This is a genomic window from Pseudomonas sp. URIL14HWK12:I5, assembly GCF_900176445.1.
GTDB classification, from domain to species: domain Bacteria; phylum Pseudomonadota; class Gammaproteobacteria; order Pseudomonadales; family Pseudomonadaceae; genus Aquipseudomonas; species Aquipseudomonas monteilii.
This window is the reverse complement of record NZ_FWXQ01000005.1, coordinates 269,210-285,496: the sequence shown is the minus strand read 5'-3', so window position 1 is coordinate 285,496 and position 16,287 is coordinate 269,210. Positions and strand designations below refer to the sequence as shown.

At 63.1% G+C, this 16,287-nt stretch carries 14 protein-coding genes and 1 other RNA gene; all 15 read left to right on the top strand.

The window, feature by feature from the left end; all coding sequences use genetic code 11:
* The first annotated feature begins 40 nt into the window (after positions 1–40).
* The 15 genes from rnpB (at position 41) to ftsA (ending at position 16,269) form a co-directional block, all read left to right on the top strand.
* Positions 41–415: RNase P RNA component class A (gene rnpB, locus B9A31_RS13940), an RNA gene on the top strand.
* 308 nt (positions 416–723) lie between these two features.
* Positions 724–1,179 (top strand): division/cell wall cluster transcriptional repressor MraZ, encoded by a 456-nt coding sequence (gene mraZ / locus B9A31_RS13935; protein WP_004575120.1) that lies wholly within the window; start codon positions 724–726, stop codon positions 1,177–1,179.
* Complete coding sequence (rsmH, locus tag B9A31_RS13930; RefSeq protein WP_019097348.1) at positions 1,176–2,123, top strand: 16S rRNA (cytosine(1402)-N(4))-methyltransferase RsmH; 948 nt, start codon at positions 1,176–1,178, stop codon at positions 2,121–2,123. The genes mraZ and rsmH overlap by 4 nt, the downstream gene beginning before the upstream one ends.
* The gene (gene ftsL, locus B9A31_RS13925) at positions 2,120–2,413 is read left to right on the top strand and encodes a cell division protein FtsL (protein ID WP_003260787.1); all 294 of its coding nucleotides are present in this window, start codon (positions 2,120–2,122) and stop codon (positions 2,411–2,413) included. Before rsmH ends, ftsL begins: the two co-directional genes overlap by 4 nt.
* Entirely contained in the window at positions 2,413–4,161 is a 1,749-nt protein-coding gene (locus B9A31_RS13920) for a peptidoglycan D,D-transpeptidase FtsI family protein (protein WP_161751431.1), read from the top strand. The genes ftsL and B9A31_RS13920 overlap by 1 nt, the downstream gene beginning before the upstream one ends.
* Positions 4,161–5,648 carry a UDP-N-acetylmuramoyl-L-alanyl-D-glutamate--2,6-diaminopimelate ligase gene (locus B9A31_RS13915; protein ID WP_019097346.1) on the top strand — a complete coding sequence of 496 codons (1,488 nt, stop codon included), beginning with the start codon at positions 4,161–4,163 and terminating at the stop codon, positions 5,646–5,648. Before B9A31_RS13920 ends, B9A31_RS13915 begins: the two co-directional genes overlap by 1 nt.
* Positions 5,641–7,008 carry a UDP-N-acetylmuramoyl-tripeptide--D-alanyl-D-alanine ligase gene (gene murF / locus B9A31_RS13910; protein ID WP_025753956.1) on the top strand — a complete coding sequence of 456 codons (1,368 nt, stop codon included), beginning with the start codon at positions 5,641–5,643 and terminating at the stop codon, positions 7,006–7,008. The genes B9A31_RS13915 and murF overlap by 8 nt, the downstream gene beginning before the upstream one ends.
* On the top strand, positions 7,008–8,090 hold the full coding sequence (mraY, locus tag B9A31_RS13905) for a phospho-N-acetylmuramoyl-pentapeptide-transferase (RefSeq protein ID WP_016713560.1): 1,083 nt from the start codon (positions 7,008–7,010) through the stop codon (positions 8,088–8,090). Before murF ends, mraY begins: the two co-directional genes overlap by 1 nt.
* 6 nt (positions 8,091–8,096) lie before the next feature.
* Positions 8,097–9,443, top strand: coding sequence for a UDP-N-acetylmuramoyl-L-alanine--D-glutamate ligase (gene murD / locus B9A31_RS13900; RefSeq protein WP_025753955.1), 1,347 nt, complete (start codon positions 8,097–8,099; stop codon positions 9,441–9,443).
* Positions 9,440–10,654, top strand: a complete 1,215-nt coding sequence (gene ftsW, locus B9A31_RS13895) for a putative lipid II flippase FtsW (protein WP_019097343.1) — start codon at positions 9,440–9,442, stop codon at positions 10,652–10,654. Before murD ends, ftsW begins: the two co-directional genes overlap by 4 nt.
* A complete protein-coding gene (gene murG / locus B9A31_RS13890; protein ID WP_019097342.1) occupies positions 10,644–11,723 on the top strand; it encodes an undecaprenyldiphospho-muramoylpentapeptide beta-N-acetylglucosaminyltransferase in 1,080 nt (359 codons plus the stop codon). Before ftsW ends, murG begins: the two co-directional genes overlap by 11 nt.
* A complete protein-coding gene (murC, locus tag B9A31_RS13885) occupies positions 11,716–13,164 on the top strand; it encodes a UDP-N-acetylmuramate--L-alanine ligase (RefSeq protein WP_016713564.1) in 1,449 nt (482 codons plus the stop codon). Before murG ends, murC begins: the two co-directional genes overlap by 8 nt.
* Positions 13,161–14,117, top strand: a complete 957-nt coding sequence (locus B9A31_RS13880) for a D-alanine--D-alanine ligase (protein WP_019097341.1) — start codon at positions 13,161–13,163, stop codon at positions 14,115–14,117. Before murC ends, B9A31_RS13880 begins: the two co-directional genes overlap by 4 nt.
* A 5-nt stretch (positions 14,118–14,122) precedes the next feature.
* A complete protein-coding gene (locus B9A31_RS13875; protein ID WP_019097340.1) occupies positions 14,123–14,992 on the top strand; it encodes a cell division protein FtsQ/DivIB in 870 nt (289 codons plus the stop codon).
* 14 nt (positions 14,993–15,006) lie between these two features.
* Positions 15,007–16,269, top strand: coding sequence for a cell division protein FtsA (gene ftsA / locus B9A31_RS13870; RefSeq protein WP_016713566.1), 1,263 nt, complete (start codon positions 15,007–15,009; stop codon positions 16,267–16,269).
* The last annotated feature ends 18 nt before the right edge of the window (positions 16,270–16,287 follow it).

Genomic DNA, 16,287 nt, shown 5'->3' with positions numbered 1-16,287 from the left:
GCTTGTTCTCGGGCGCGCGTGCCGGTAACCTTGTCGGCGGAGAGTCGATCGGACAGTCGCTGCCTGCTTTTGTTCCGCAACTTTTGTTGTGTGAGCAGCAGGGGGAGGAAAGTCCGGGCTCCATAGGGCAGAGTGCCAGGTAACGCCTGGGAGGCGTGAGCCTACGGAAAGTGCCACAGAAAATAACCGCCTAAGCACTTCGGTGCCGGTAAGGGTGAAAAGGTGCGGTAAGAGCGCACCGCACGGCTGGCAACAGTGCGTGGCTAGGTAAACCCCACTCGGAGCAAGACCAAATAGGGTTCCATCAGGCGTGGCCCGCGTCGGAACCGGGTAGGTTGCTAGAGGCGTCCAGTGATGGCCGTCGTAGAGGAATGACTGTCCTCGACAAAACCCGGCTTACAGATCGACTCTCCACCTTTCCTTCTCTGCTTCATTCGATAGCAGATCCTCTCTGGTAATACCGAAAAAATCTTACTCTTGATAAATCACTTTAACTTCGAACTCCATTCGCTTGCGTGGGTTTGATTTTTCTCGTCTTTTTTTCTTCTTGGTAGTGCTTCCACCTTCTCTTAACGCGCTAAATCTCGGTCCTGTAAGGCTTTTCCTTATGAACGTGCCTTGACGGTGCTGCGGGCGGATTCCTATAGTGTGCGCAAGTGGCAGAAAGTGGGATGAAGTGGGTTTTCTGGCACAAAAAAGCTAACATTGTGGGGAATCGCAGCCGTGTTCCGCGGAGCCAACGCCGTCAGCCTCGATGCCAAGGGACGTCTCGCCATGCCGAGCCGGTACCGTGACGAGCTCGATTCGCGTTGCAATGGTCAACTGATCGTGACCATCGACGCCGTGGACCCCTGCTTGTGTGTTTATCCCCTCGATGAGTGGGAACAGATAGAAGCCAAGTTGCGTGCCTTGCCGTCGTTGCGTGAGGAAAACCGTCGCCTGCAGCGTTTGCTGATCGGTAATGCGGTTGACCTGGAGCTCGATGGCAGTGGGCGTTTCCTGGTACCGCCCCGCCTGCGTGAGTACGCCAAGCTCGACAAGAAGGCGATGCTGGTGGGGCAACTGAACAAATTCCAGCTGTGGGATGAAGATGCCTGGAACGCGGTTTCGGCAGCCGACCTTGCAGCTATTCAACAACCGGGTGCCATGCCCGACGAATTGCGTGACCTGATCCTGTGACCATAGATAGCGGCTTCAACCACATTACCGTCCTGCTCGACGAAGCTGTCGAGGCATTGGCCCTGCGCGCCGACGGTTGCTATCTGGACGGCACCTTTGGCCGTGGCGGACACAGCCGGCTGATTCTCAGCAAGCTCGGGCCGCAAGGGCGGCTGCTGGGCTTCGATAAAGATCCACAGGCGATTGCCACGGGGCAAGCGCTGGCGGCCGAAGACGGCCGCTTTGTCATTGTGCAGCGCAGCTTTGCCGAGCTGGGCGCGGAAGTGGCCGAGCGCGGTCTGCACGGCAAGGTCAGCGGCGTGTTGCTGGACCTTGGCGTGTCGTCACCGCAACTGGATGACCCCGAGCGTGGTTTCAGCTTCCTCAATGACGGCCCGCTGGACATGCGCATGAACCCGGCCCAAGGCATCAGTGCCGCCGAGTTCATCGCCACCGCGCCGGTGGAAGAAATTGCCCGCGTCTTCAAGGAATACGGTGAAGAGCGCTTCGCCGGCCGCATGGCGCGTGCCGTGGTCGAGCGCCGTGAAAAGGAGCCTTTCACCCGTACCGCCGACCTGGCGGAAGTACTCAAGGTGGCCAACCCTGCCTGGGAAAAAGGCAAGAACCCGGCTACCCGTGCCTTCCAGGGCCTTCGCATTCACGTCAACAACGAACTGGGTGACCTGGAAGCCGGCCTTGAGGCCGCGCTCGATGCCCTCGAAGTCGGTGGCCGCCTGGCGGTGATCAGCTTCCACTCGCTGGAAGACCGTATCGTCAAGCTGTTCATGCGCAAGCTGGTCAAGGGCGAGGCCGACAACCTGCCGCGCAACCTGCCGGTACAGCACAAGGCCTTCGAGCCGAAAATCAAGCTCATCGGCAAGGCCCAGTTCGCCTCCGAAGCCGAGCTCAAGGCCAACCCACGGTCGCGTAGCGCCGTGATGCGCGTGGCGGAGAAGCTGCGGTGAGCAGGCTGTTTGCCAAACCCTTGCCAGGCGGAAGCTTCCTGATGCTTCTGCTGTTCGTTGCCGTGCTGGTTTCGGCTATCGCCGTGTCCTACAGCGCGCACTGGAACCGTCAGTTGCTCAACACCTTGTACGGCGAGCTGAACGAGCGTGACAAGGCCCAGGCCGAGTGGGGGCGCCTGATTCTTGAACAGAGCACCTGGACTGCTGCCAGCCGTATCGAGAACCTGGCTTCCGAGCAGTTGAAGATGCGCGTACCTTCGGCTGACGAAGTACGGATGGTGGCGCCATGATGAAGCTCGAAGGCGCACTCTACCCGTGGCGCTTCCGCGTGGTGATCGGGCTGCTGGCCATTATGGTCGGTGCCATTTGCTGGCGCATCATCGATTTGCAGGTCGTTGACCGTGACTTTCTCAAGGGGCAGGGCGACGCGCGCAGCCTGCGTCATATCCCTATTCCGGCGCACCGTGGCCTGATTACCGACCGCAACGGTGAACCGCTGGCCGTGAGCACCCCGGTTACCACCCTGTGGGCAAACCCCAAGGAAATGCAGGCGTCCAAAGACCGCTGGCCGCAGTTGGCCGCAGCGCTTGGGCAAAACCCGCAGCAGTTGGCCGAGCGCCTGACCCAGCAAGCCAACAAGGAATTCATCTACTTGGTCCGCGGCCTGACCCCGGAGCAGGGCCAGCATGTGCTCGACCTGAAAGTGCCCGGTGTGTACGGCCTGGAAGAATTCCGTCGCTTCTACCCGGCCGGTGATGTCACCGCGCACATGGTCGGCTTCACCGACCTCGACGACCATGGTCGCGAAGGTGTCGAGCTGGCCTACGACGAGTGGCTGGCCGGCGTGCCCGGCAAGCGCCAGGTGATCAAGGACCGGCGCGGCAGGCTGATCAAAGACATCCAGGTAACCAAGAACGCCAAGGCCGGTAAGACCTTGGCGTTGTCGATAGACCTGCGCCTGCAGTACCTGGCCACCCGCGAACTGCGCAACGCCATTGCCGAACAGGACGCCAAGGCCGGCAGCCTGGTGATCATGGACGTCAAGACCGGTGAGGTCCTGGCCATGGTCAACCAGCCGACCTACAACCCCAACAACCGCCGCAGCATGTTCCCGGCCGCCATGCGTAACCGGGCGATCATCGACGTGTTCGAGCCGGGCTCCACGGTCAAGCCGATCTCCATGAGTGCGGCGCTGCAGAGCGGTCGCTGGAAACCGACCGATAAGGTCGAGGTGTACCCGGGCAGCCTGCAGATCGGCCGTTACACCATCAAGGACGTGTCGCGCAGTGAAGGCCCGATCCTCGACCTGACCGGCATCCTGATCAACTCCAGTAACGTCGGCATGAGCAAGATCGCCTTCGATATTGGCGGTGAGGCGATCTACCGCGTCATGTCCCAGGTCGGCCTGGGTCAGTACACCGGCCTTGGCTTCCCGGGTGAGCGCGTCGGTAACTTGCCTAACCACCGCGAGTGGCGCAAGGCCGAGACCGCAACCTTGTCCTATGGCTATGGCGTGTCGGTGACCGCCTTGCAACTGGTGCATGCCTACGCGGCGCTGGCCAACGACGGCAAGATGGTGCCGCTGTCGATCCTCAAGGTCGACAAGGCGCCGGACGCTGTGCAGGCCATTCCAAAGGAAACCGCCGAAACCGTTCAGGGCATGCTGCAGCAGGTGATCGAAGCGCCGCGTGGCGTGTTCCGCGCCCAGGTGCCGTTCTATCACGTGGCCGGCAAGTCCGGTACCGCGCGTAAGGCCACCGTGGGTTCCAAGGGCTACACCGAAAACGCCTACCGCTCGCTGTTCGCCGGCTTCGGTCCGATGAGCGACCCGCGCTACGCCATCGTTGTGGTCATCGACGAGCCGGGCAAAGGCGGCTACTTCGGTGGCCTGGTTTCGGCGCCGGTATTCAGCAAGGTCATGTCCGGCACCCTGCGTTTGATGAACGTACCGCCAGACAACCTGCCGCCACCTGCGCCAGCAGCCCCCGCCGGGCAATCGCAAGTCAATGCAGCAGACGCCAAGGGAGGGCGTGGATAATGACAATGCCATTAAGCAAACTGTTCGCCCACGCCAGCCGTGACCCGCTGATTCGTGAGCTGACCCTGGACAGCCGAAATGTACGCCCGGGTGACCTGTTCCTGGCCGTGCCGGGCGCCAAGGTCGATGGTCGCGAGCATATTGCCGATGCCCTGGCCCGTGGCGCCGCTGCCGTGGCCTATGAAGAGCAGGGCGCCAACGTGCTGCCGCTGACCGATGTGCCGCTGATTCCGGTCAAAGGCCTGATCGCTCAGTTGTCCGATATTGCCGGGCGCTTCTATGGCGAACCCAGCCGCCAGTTGAACCTGGTGGGGGTGACCGGCACCAACGGAAAGACCAGCGTTACCCAACTGGTGGCTCAGGCGCTCGACCTGCTCGGCCAGCGCTGTGGCCTGATTGGCACCCTGGGGACCGGCTTCTACGGTGAGCTGCAGAGCGGCCGCCTGACCACGCCCGACCCGATCGCCGTGCAGTCGACCCTCAACGACCTCAAGAAAGGTGGCGCCAAGGCAGTGGCCATGGAGGTTTCCTCCCATGCCCTGGAGCAAGGCCGGGTTGCCGCACTGGAATTCGACATCGCGGTGATGACCAACCTGTCCCGCGACCACCTCGATTATCACGGCAGCATGGAGGCCTATGAGGCCGCCAAGGCTAAGCTGTTCGCCTGGCCGAGCCTGCGTTGTCAGGTGGTCAACCTGGATGACGCCTTCGGGCGTCGCCTGGCCGACGACTTTGCCCGGCGCCCGAGTGTCGATCATATCGAGACCCGGCTGCTTAGCTACAGCCTGGAAAACGCGGACGCTTCGCTGTTCTGCCGCGAAGCCGTGTTCAATGACGATGGTGTGCGTGCCACCCTGGTCACTGCCCAGGGTGAGCGCGCCCTGCGCAGCCAGTTGCTGGGCCGCTTCAACCTGAGCAACATGCTGGCTGCCGTGGCGACGCTGCTGGCGCTGGACTATTCGCTGGACGAAATTCTCAAGGTCACCCCGCAACTGCAAGGGCCGGTAGGTCGCATGCAGCGCCTGGGTGGCGGCGACAAGCCGCTGGTGGTGGTCGACTACGCGCACACCCCGGACGCTCTCGAGAAAGTGCTCGAAGCCCTGCGCCCGCACGCCCACGGCAAGCTGCTGTGCCTGTTCGGCTGCGGTGGCGACCGTGATCGCGGCAAGCGCCCGCTGATGGCCGAAGTGGCCGAGCGCCTGGCCGACCGCGTCCTGGTCACCGATGACAACCCGCGTACCGAAGACCCGCTGCGCATTTTCGACGACATTCGCCCCGGTTTCGCCAATCCTGCCGAGGTCGAGTTCGTCGCAGGCCGTGGTGAAGCCATCGCGCACCTGATTGCCACCGCTGCTGCCAACGACGTGATCGTGCTGGCCGGCAAGGGGCACGAGGATTACCAGGAGATCAATGGCCAGCGCCATGACTTCTCCGACCTCACCGAAGCCGAGAAGGCACTTGCAGCCTGGGAGGCTCCACATGCTTAAGCCGCTGTCACTCAGCCAGCTGACCACAGCACTGAGTGGTCAACAAATCGGTGGCGACGCCACCTTCACCGGTGTCAGCATCGACAGCCGCAGCGTCAGCGCCGGGCAATTGTTCGTCGCCTTGGCCGGTCCGCGTTTCGATGGCCATGACTACCTGGCCGATGTGAAGGCCAAAGGCGCAGTCGCTGCCCTGGTCGAGCGTGAAGTGGCCGGTGTCGACCTGCCGCAATTGCGGGTCAAGGATTGCCGGGTAGCGCTCGGTCAACTCGGCGCCTTGAACCGTGCTGCCTTCGACAAGCCTGTTGTTGCCATTACCGGTTCCAGCGGCAAGACCACCGTCAAGGAAATGCTCGCCAGCATCCTGCGTACCCGTGGCCTGGTGCATGCCACCCGTGGCAACCTGAACAACGACCTTGGCGCGCCGCTGACCCTGTTGGAGATCGCTCCTGAGCACAGCGCGGCGGTGATCGAGCTGGGCGCCTCGCGCATCGGTGAAATCCGCTACACCGTCGGCCTGACGAAGCCTCAGGTGGTCATCATCAACAATGCCGGTACCGCCCACGTTGGCGAGTTCGGCGGGCCGGAAAAGATCGTTGAAGCCAAGGGCGAGATTCTCGAAGGCCTGGGCGAGGGCGGGACTGCCATCCTCAACCTGTCTGACAAGGCGTTCGACATCTGGCGCGAGCGTGCCGGCAACCACCGCATTTTCACCTTTGCACTGGATAACCCGCAGGCAGACTTCCATGCCAGTCATATCGGCCGTGATGCCCGGGGCTGCCCGTCGTTCACCCTGCATGGGCCTGATGGCAGCGTACCGGTGCAGTTGAACCTGCTGGGTACCCACAACGTCAGCAACGCCTTGGCCGCTGCGGCTGCCGCCCATGCCGTTGGTCTGAGCCTTAGCGGCATCGCCGCCGGCCTGGCTGCGGTACAACCGGTCAAGGGCCGCACCGTGGCGCAGATCGCGACGAACGGTGTGCGGGTAATCGACGACAGTTACAACGCAAATCCCACCTCCATGTGCGCGGCCATTGATATACTCGCCGGCTTTTCCGGGCGCACCGTCCTGGTGCTTGGAGATATCGGCGAACTGGGGCAATGGGCGGAAGAAGGCCACCGTCAGGTGGGTGACTACGCGCGTGGCAAGGTCGATGCCCTGTACGCAGTGGGTTCCAACATGACATATGCGGTCAAGGCGTTCGGCGCCAATGGCCGTCATTTCGCTACTCAAGCTGAGCTGATCGACGCCGTTAGCGCCGAAAGTGCCAGCGACACCACTATCTTGATCAAGGGCTCGCGCAGCGCTGCGATGGAAAACGTCGTGGCGGCATTGTGCGGTGCCAGCGGGGAGAAACATTAATGCTGCTGCTGTTGGCCGAGTATCTGCAACAGTTCCACAAAGGCTTCGCGGTCTTCCAGTACCTGTCCCTGCGCGGGATTCTTGGTGTACTGACCGCGTTGTCCCTGGCGCTGTGGCTGGGGCCGTGGATGATCCGTACCCTGCAAATTCGTCAGATCGGCCAGGCCGTGCGTAACGACGGCCCGCAATCGCACCTGTCCAAGTCCGGCACCCCGACCATGGGTGGCGCATTGATCCTGTCGGCCATCGCCATCAGCACCCTGCTGTGGGCTGATCTATCCAACCGCTACGTGTGGGTGGTGCTGATCGTGACCCTGGCGTTCGGTGCCATCGGTTGGGTCGACGACTACCGCAAGGTGATCGAAAAGAACTCGCGTGGCCTGCCAAGCCGCTGGAAGTACTTCTGGCAGTCGGTGTTCGGCCTGGCTGCGGCCGTGTTCCTGTACAAGACCGCGCCGACCAGCGTCGAGACGACGTTGATCCTGCCGTTCATCAAGGACGTCACCATCCCGCTGGGCATCGGCTTCGTGGTGCTGACCTACTTCGTCATCGTTGGCTCCAGCAACGCGGTCAATCTCACCGACGGCCTCGACGGCCTGGCAATCATGCCGACGGTGATGGTCGGCGGTGCCCTGGGCATCTTCTGCTACCTGTCGGGTAACGTGAAGTTCGCTGAATACCTGCTGATCCCTTACGTGCCGGGCTCGGGTGAACTCATCGTGTTCTGCGGCGCGCTGATCGGTGCGGGCCTGGGCTTCCTGTGGTTCAACACCTACCCGGCGCAAGTGTTCATGGGCGACGTCGGTGCGCTGGCACTGGGCGCGGCGCTGGGCACCATCGCGGTCATCGTTCGCCAGGAAATCGTCCTGTTCATCATGGGCGGCATCTTCGTCATGGAAACCTTGTCGGTGGTGATCCAGGTCGCCTCCTTCAAGCTGACCGGCAAGCGCGTGTTCCGCATGGCGCCGATCCACCACCACTTTGAACTCAAGGGCTGGCCAGAGCCACGTGTGATCGTCCGCTTCTGGATCATCACCGTGATCCTGGTGCTGATCGGCCTTGCAACCCTGAAACTGAGGTAGATGAGCGTGTCTTTGATCGCTTCCGACCAATTCCGCATCGTTGTCGGCCTCGGCAAGAGCGGCATGTCCCTGGTTCGCTTCCTGGCGAACCGGGGCATTGCCTTTGCGGTCGCTGACACCCGCGAGCAACCGCCGGAACTGGACACCCTGCGCCGTGATTACCCGCAGGTGGAAGTGCGTTGTGGTGAACTGGACGTGGACTTCCTGTGCCGCGCCAACGAGCTGTACGTAAGCCCTGGCCTGGCCCTGGCCACGCCAGCCCTGCAGCAGGCTGCTGCGCGTGGCGTGAAACTGTCCGGTGACATCGAACTGTTCGCCCGCAACGCCAAAGCGCCGATCATTGCCATCAGCGGCTCCAACGCCAAGAGCACTGTCACTACCCTGGTCGGCGAAATGGCCGCCAAGGCGGGCAAGCGTGTAGCGGTGGGTGGTAACCTCGGTACCCCGGCGCTGGACCTGCTGGCCGATGACGTCGAGCTGTACGTGCTGGAGCTGTCCAGCTTCCAGCTGGAAACCACTGACCAGCTCAATGCTGAAGTGGCCACCGTACTGAACATCAGCGAAGACCATATGGACCGCTACAGCGGCCTGCCGGCCTACCACCTGGCCAAGCATCGGATTTTCCGCGGCGCGAAGCAGGTCGTGGTCAACCGTCAGGACGCCCTCAGCCGACCGCTGCCGGTGGAAGGCCGCCCGTGCTGGACCTTCGGCCTCAACCAGCCGGACTTCAAGGCCTTCGGCCTGCGCGAAGTGGATGGCGAGAAATACCTGGCATTCGAGTTCCAGGCGCTGATGCCAGCGCGTGAACTGAAGATTCGCGGTGCGCACAACCAGAGCAATGCCTTGGCGGCGTTGGCCCTGGGGCATGCAGCAGGCCTGCCGTTCGAGCCCATGCTCGAAGCCCTGCGCGAGTTCGGTGGCCTGGCCCATCGCTGCCAGTGGGTGCGTGAGCGCAATGGCGTGAACTGGTACGACGATTCCAAGGCCACCAACGTCGGTGCAGCCTTGGCCGCCATCGAAGGCCTGGGTGCCGATATCGAAGGCAAACTGGTATTGATCGCCGGTGGCGACGGCAAAGGTGCCGAGTTCACGGCCTTGCGTGAGCCGGTCAAGCGCTTCTGCCGGGCCGTTGTACTGCTTGGCCGTGATGCCGAGCGCCTGGCCGAGGCCCTGGGTGATGACGTGCCACTGGTACGGGTCAAGACCCTCGCTGACGCCGTGCAACAGTGTGCCGAACTGGCTCAGGCCGGCGATGCCGTGCTGTTGTCGCCCGCATGTGCCAGCCTCGACATGTTCAAGAACTTCGAAGAACGCGGGCGCCTGTTCGCCCAGGCAGCGGGAGGCCTTGCATGATCTTCGGCATCTTCAAGCCCTACCCGTCGCCGCTGATCAGCGGCCGGGGCATCGACCTGGACTTCCCGCTGCTCGCCGGCTGCCTGGCCTTGCTGGGCCTGGGCCTGGTGATGATCACCTCGGCGTCGTCGGAAGTGGCTGCGGTGCAGTCGGGCAACCCGCTTTATCACATGTTCCGCCACCTGGTGTACGTGTTCCTGGGCCTGGTGGCCTGTGGCGCGACCATGCTGGTACCGATCGCCACCTGGCAGCGCATGGGCTTCATGATGCTGCTGGGCGCCTTCGGCCTGCTGGTGTTGGTGCTGGTGCCGGGTATCGGCCGTGAGGTGAACGGTTCGATGCGCTGGATCGGCTTCAGCTTTTTCAACGTGCAGCCTTCGGAAATCGCCAAGGTGTTCGTGGTCGTCTACCTGGCCGGTTACCTGGTACGTCGGCAAACCGAGGTACGCGAGACCTGGATGGGCTTTTTCAAACCGTTCATCGTGCTGCTGCCCATGGCTGCCCTGTTGCTGATGGAACCGGACTTTGGCGCCACCGTGGTAATGATGGGCGCCGCGGCGGCCATGCTGTTCCTGGGTGGGGTGGGGCTGTTCCGCTTCAGTCTGATGGTGGTGTTGGCGGTGCTGGCGGTGTTCGTACTGGTACAGGCGCAGCCGTACCGGATGGCGCGGCTTATTACCTTTACCGACCCATGGTCCGACCAGTTCGGTTCTGGCTACCAGTTGACCCAGGCGCTGATTGCCTTCGGGCGTGGCGAGTGGCTGGGCGTTGGCCTGGGCAACAGCGTGCAGAAGCAGTTTTACCTGCCCGAAGCGCACACCGACTTCGTGTTCTCGGTATTGGCCGAGGAACTGGGCGTCGTCGGTTCGCTGGTGACCATCGCACTGTTCGTGTTCGTCACCGTGCGTGCCCTGTACATCGGCCTTTGGGCCGAAAAAGCCAAGCAGTTCTTTGCTGCGTATGTGGCGTTTGGCCTGGCCTTCCTGTGGATTGGCCAGTTCCTGATCAACATCGGCGTGAACGTCGGCCTGCTGCCGACCAAAGGCCTGACCCTGCCGTTCCTCAGTTACGGGGGCAGCTCGCTGGTGATCTGCTGCGCCTGCGTGGGCTTGTTGCTGCGCATCGAGTGGGAAAGCCGTACGCACCTGGGCAGCGAGGAACACGAATTCAGCGAAAGCGATTTTGCCGAGGAGACCAGTCATGGCCGCTGACGGCAAGAACGTACTGATCATGGCTGGCGGCACCGGGGGCCACGTGTTCCCGGCCCTGGCCTGTGCGCGGGAGTTCCAGGCGCGCGGTTACAGCGTGCACTGGCTGGGCACCCCGCGTGGCATTGAAAACGAGCTGGTGCCACAGGCTGGCTTGCCACTGCACCTGATTCAGGTCAGCGGCCTGCGCGGCAAAAGCAAACTGTCGCTGCTCAAGGCGCCGTTCACCCTGGTCAAGGCCGTGCTGCAGGCTCGGCGCATCATTCGCCAGCTCAAGCCGGTATGCGTACTGGGCTTTGGTGGCTACGTGACCGGCCCTGGCGGTGTGGCCGCGCGGCTGTGTGGCGTGCCGCTGGTGATCCACGAACAGAACGCGCGTGCAGGTACCGCCAATCGGCTGCTGGTGCCGCTCTCGGCGCGGGTCTGCGAAGCTTTCCCGAACACCTTCGAGGCCAGCGACAAGCGTCGTACCACCGGCAACCCGGTGCGCCCGGAGTTGTTCATGGATGCGCAACGCGCACCCCTGGCCGAGCGCCGTGCACGTCTGTTGGTGCTCGGTGGCAGCCTGGGTGCGGAACCATTGAACAAATTGTTGCCTAAGGCCCTGTCCGAAGTGCCCGCCACCCTGCGGCCAGAGGTGTTCCACCAGGCCGGCAAGCAACACGCGCCGATTACCGCCGAGCGTTATCACGAGGCGGGCGTCGAGGCTCAGGTAGAGCCCTTTATCAAGGACATGGCCCAAGCCTATGGCTGGGCCGACATGGTGGTGTGCCGGGCCGGTGCCCTGACCGTCAGCGAGCTGGCGGCAGCAGGCCTGCCCTCGATGCTGGTGCCTTTGCCCCACGCCATCGACGATCACCAGACCCACAACGCCCAATATCTGGCTCGAGAAGGCGCTGCCTTCCTGATGCCACAAGCGACAACTGGCGCAGCGCAGCTCGCTGAACGCCTGAACGAGGTGCTGATGCAACCCGAAAAACTCAACGTCATGGCAGGCACCGCACGGCGCCTGGCCAAACCTGCCGCAACCAGCACCGTGGTCGATATCTGCCTGGAGGTGGCCCATGGTTGAGAGCCAGAAAGCCATGCCCCAGCCGAAGATGGGCCGTATCCGCCGTATCCACTTCGTCGGTATCGGCGGCGTGGGCATGTGCGGTATTGCCGAAGTGTTGCTGAACCTGGGCTATGAAGTGTCCGGTTCCGACCTGAAAGCCTCGCCGGTGACTGAGCGCCTGGAATCGTTCGGTGCCGAGATCTTCGTCGGCCACCGCGCCGAGAACGCTGCCACCGCCGATGTGCTGGTGGTGTCCAGCGCCATCAATCCGGCCAACCCCGAAGTGGCCACCGCCCTGGAGCGCCGCATTCCGGTAGTGCCGCGCGCCGAGATGCTCGCCGAACTGATGCGCTATCGCCATGGTGTGGCCGTAGCCGGTACCCACGGCAAGACCACCACCACCAGCCTGCTGGCCTCGGTGTTCGCGGCCGGCGGCCTGGACCCGACCTTCGTCATCGGTGGCCGCCTGACCGCTGCCGGTACCAATGCCCAGTTGGGCACCAGCCGCTACCTGATCGCCGAAGCGGATGAAAGCGATGCCAGCTTCCTGCACCTGCAGCCCATGGTGGCCGTGGTCACCAACATCGACGCCGACCACATGGCGACCTATGAAGGTGACTTCAACAAGCTGAAGAAAACCTTCGTCGAGTTCCTGCACAACCTGCCGTTCTACGGCTTGGCCGTGATGTGCCTGGACGACCCGGTGGTGCGCGAGATCCTGCCGCAGGTGAAGCGCCCGACCGTGACCTATGGCTTCAGCGAAGAGGCCGATATCCGCGCCATCAACGTGCGCCAGCAGGGCATGCAAACGCACTTCACCGTGCTGCGTCGGGACCGCGAGCCACTTGAGGTGTCGGTGAACATGCCCGGCAACCACAACGTGCTCAATGCCCTTGCCACCATTGCCATCGCCACTGACGAAGGCATCACCGACGAGGCCATCATCCAGGGGCTGTCCGGCTTCCAGGGTGTCGGCCGACGCTTCCAGGTGTATGGCGAACTGCCGGTCGAAGGCGGCAGCGTGATGCTGGTCGACGACTACGGCCACCACCCGACCGAAGTGGCGGCGGTGATCAAGGCCGTGCGGGGGGGGTGGCCAAGCCGCCGCCTGGTGATCGTCTACCAGCCGCACCGCTACAGCCGCACCCGCGACCTGTACGACGATTTCGTCCAGGTGCTGGGTGATGCCAACGTGCTACTGCTGATGGAGGTCTACCCGGCCGGCGAAGAGCCGATCCCTGGTGCCGACAGCCGCCAGCTGTGCCATAGCATCCGCCAGCGCGGCAAGCTGGACCCGATCTACATCGAACGTGGCGCTGAGCTGGCACCGTTGGTGAAACCACTGCTGCGTGCCGGTGACATCCTGATCTGCCAAGGTGCCGGTGATGTCGGCGGCCTGGCCCCGCAATTGATGAAAAGCCCGCTGTTCGCTGGCGCCAAGCAGGAGAAGTCGAAATGACCAGCGCCTACGAAAAGCTGCACTCGACCCTGGACGTCAAGGCGTTCGGCCGTGTCGCCGTGCTGTACGGTGGCAAGAGCGCCGAGCGTGAAGTCTCGCTGAAGTCCGGCGCTGCGGTGATCGATGCCCTGACCACTGCCGGTGTCGACGTGGTCGCCATCGATGTGGGTGACGACCTGCTCGACCGCCTGCAACGCGAGAAGATCGACCGCGCCTTCATCATCCTCCACGGCCGTGGCGGTGAAGACGGCAGCATGCAAGGGCTCCTGGAATGCCTGGGGATTCCCTACACCGGCAGCGGTATCCTTGCCTCTGCGCTGGCCATGGACAAGTTGCGCACCAAGCAGGTGTGGCAGAGCCTGGGTATTCCCACCCCGCGCCACGCCGTGTTGGCGAGTGAAAGCGATTGTCTGCAGGCCAGTACGGAACTGGGCTTCCCGCTTATCGTCAAACCCGCCCATGAAGGCTCTAGCATCGGCATGGCCAAGGTGAACAGCACCCAGGAACTGGTCGCTGCCTGGCAGGACGCCGCCAAATACGATTCCCAGGTACTGGTGGAACAGTGGATCCACGGTCCGGAGTTCACCATCGCGGTCTTGCGCGGTCAGGTGCTGCCGCCGATCGCCCTGGGTACGCCGCATGTGTTCTACGACTACGACGCCAAGTACATCGCCAACGATACCCAGTACCGCATTCCTTGCGGCCTGGATAGCGTCAAGGAACAGGAACTGATCGACCTGACCGCACGCGCCTGTGATGCCATTGGCATCGAAGGCTGGGGGCGTCTGGACGTGATGCAGGACGAGCAGGGCCGGTTCTGGCTGCTCGAAGTCAACACCGCACCTGGCATGACTGATCATAGCCTGGTGCCCATGGCGGCCCGCGCGGCAGGCCTGGACTTCCAGCAACTGGTGCTGGCAATCCTGGCTGAAAGCGTGGCGACGCGAGGTTAATAACCATGCAAGGCGCGATGATACGTCAGCAGCAACCCGTTACCGGCCGTAGTAAGCCGGTACCGCGTGGTGCCAGCCGGCTGGTGGCCGACGAGCCCGTATCGGCGCGCCTGCCGCGTCCAAGCCTGGGCGGCCTCAAACGCCTGCTGTGGCCGGTGCTGCTGGTGGCGGCCGGCTTTGGTGCTTATGAGGGTGCCATTCGCCTGATGCCCTATGCCGACCGGCCGATCACCAAGATCGACGTGCAGGGTGACCTCAGCTACATCAGCCAGCAATCGGTGCAGCAGCGTATCGCGCCCTACGTGGCGGCGAGTTTCTTCAGCGTCGACCTGCCGGCGATGCGTGCGGAACTCGAACAGATGCCATGGATCGCCCACGCCGAAGTGCGCCGGGTGTGGCCCGACGAGGTGGTGATCCGCCTGGAAGAGCAGCTGCCGGTGGCACGCTGGGGTGACGAAGCCTTGCTCAACAACCAGGGCCAGGCCTTTACCCCGCGTGAACTGGCCAACTATGAGCACCTGCCGCAGCTGGTCGGGCCGCAACGTGCTCAGCAACAAGTCATGCAGCAGTATCAGGTATTGAGCCAGATGCTGCGCCCCCTGGGCTTTTCCATCGCTCGCCTGGAGCTGCGCGAGCGAGGCAGCTGGTTCCTGACCACTGGCGCGAGCAGCGCCGGGCCAGGCATCGAGCTGCTGCTGGGGCGCGATCATCTGGTGGAGAAGATGCGCCGTTTCATTGCCATTTACGACAAAACACTCAAAGACCAGATCACCACTATCGCCCGCATTGATCTGCGTTATTCCAACGGACTTGCCGTTGGTTGGCGGGAACCGATTGCACCGACGACGGCCCAACCCGCCGTTGCGAAGAATTAGAGAGAGGCAGGACCATGGCAAACGCGCATAGCGGCAAAATGATCGTCGGGCTGGACATTGGCACCTCCAAGGTGGTGGCGCTGGTGGGCGAAGTGGGCGAAGACGGCACCCTGGAAATCGTCGGGATCGGTACCCATCCGTCCCGTGGCCTGAAGAAAGGCGTGGTGGTGAACATCGAGTCCACCGTTCAGTCGATCCAGCGCGCGGTGGAAGAAGCGCAGCTGATGGCCGGCTGCCGTATCCACTCGGCCTTCGTTGGCGTGGCCGGCAACCACATCCGCAGCCTGAACTCCCACGGCATCGTCGCCATCCGCGACCGCGAGGTCAGCCTGGCCGACCTGGAGCGTGTACTCGACGCCGCCCAGGCCGTGGCCATTCCGGCCGACCAGCGTGTGCTGCACACCCTGCCGCAGGACTACGTGATCGACAATCAGGAAGGCGTGCGCGAGCCACTGGGCATGTCGGGCGTGCGCCTGGAAGCCAAGGTTCACGTGGTCACCTGCGCAGTGAATGCGGCGCAGAACATCGAGAAATGCGTACGCCGCTGTGGCCTGGAAATCGACGACATCATCCTCGAGCAACTGGCCTCGGCGTACTCGGTGCTGACCGACGATGAAAAAGAGCTGGGCGTGTGCCTGGTGGACATCGGTGGTGGCACCACCGACATCGCCATCTTCACCGAAGGCGCCATCCGTCACACCGCAGTCATCCCGATTGCCGGTGACCAGGTGACCAACGACATCGCCATGGCCCTGCGTACCCCGACCCAGTACGCCGAAGAAATCAAGATCCGCTACGCCTGCGCCCTGGCCAAACTGGCCGGTGCCGGCGAGACCATCAAAGTGCCGAGCGTGGGCGACCGCCCACCGCGCGAGCTGTCGCGCCAGGCCCTGGCCGAGGTGGTGGAGCCACGTTACGACGAGCTCTTCACCCTGATCCAGGCCGAGCTGCGCCGCAGCGGCTACGAGGACCTGGTGCCGGCCGGCATCGTCCTCACCGGCGGCACCGCGAAGATGGAAGGTGCCGTGGAACTGGCTGAGGAAATCTTCCACATGCCGGTACGCCTGGGCGTACCGCACAGCGTTCGTGGGCTGAGCGACGTGGTGCGCAACCCGATCTATTCCACCGGCGTGGGCCTGCTCACCTACGGCCTGCTGAAGCAGTCCGAGGACATGGTCCTGACCGGTAACAGCAACAGCAGCAACAACAGCTATGGCGATGAACCGAAGGCCCCAGTACTTGAGCGCTTCAAGAAGTGGGTCCAGGGCAACTTCTAAGTTTCAAAGCAGTAGTGG

Bases quoted from the DNA above. Each gene is read 5' to 3' on its own strand.
- ftsA (WP_016713566.1), top strand. From the start codon at position 15,007: ATGGCAAACGCGCATAGCGGCAAAATGATCGTCGGGCTGGACATTGGC.
- murC (WP_016713564.1), top strand. From the start codon at position 11,716: ATGGTTGAGAGCCAGAAAGCCATGCCCCAGCCGAAGATGGGCCGTATC.
- B9A31_RS13880 (WP_019097341.1), top strand. From the start codon at position 13,161: ATGACCAGCGCCTACGAAAAGCTGCACTCGACCCTGGACGTCAAGGCG.
- ftsW (WP_019097343.1), top strand. From the start codon at position 9,440: ATGATCTTCGGCATCTTCAAGCCCTACCCGTCGCCGCTGATCAGCGGC.
- B9A31_RS13915 (WP_019097346.1), top strand. From the start codon at position 4,161: ATGACAATGCCATTAAGCAAACTGTTCGCCCACGCCAGCCGTGACCCG.
- murF (WP_025753956.1), top strand. From the start codon at position 5,641: ATGCTTAAGCCGCTGTCACTCAGCCAGCTGACCACAGCACTGAGTGGT.
- B9A31_RS13875 (WP_019097340.1), top strand. From the start codon at position 14,123: ATGCAAGGCGCGATGATACGTCAGCAGCAACCCGTTACCGGCCGTAGT.
- murG (WP_019097342.1), top strand. From the start codon at position 10,644: ATGGCCGCTGACGGCAAGAACGTACTGATCATGGCTGGCGGCACCGGG.
- mraY (WP_016713560.1), top strand. From the start codon at position 7,008: ATGCTGCTGCTGTTGGCCGAGTATCTGCAACAGTTCCACAAAGGCTTC.
- B9A31_RS13920 (WP_161751431.1), top strand. From the start codon at position 2,413: ATGAAGCTCGAAGGCGCACTCTACCCGTGGCGCTTCCGCGTGGTGATC.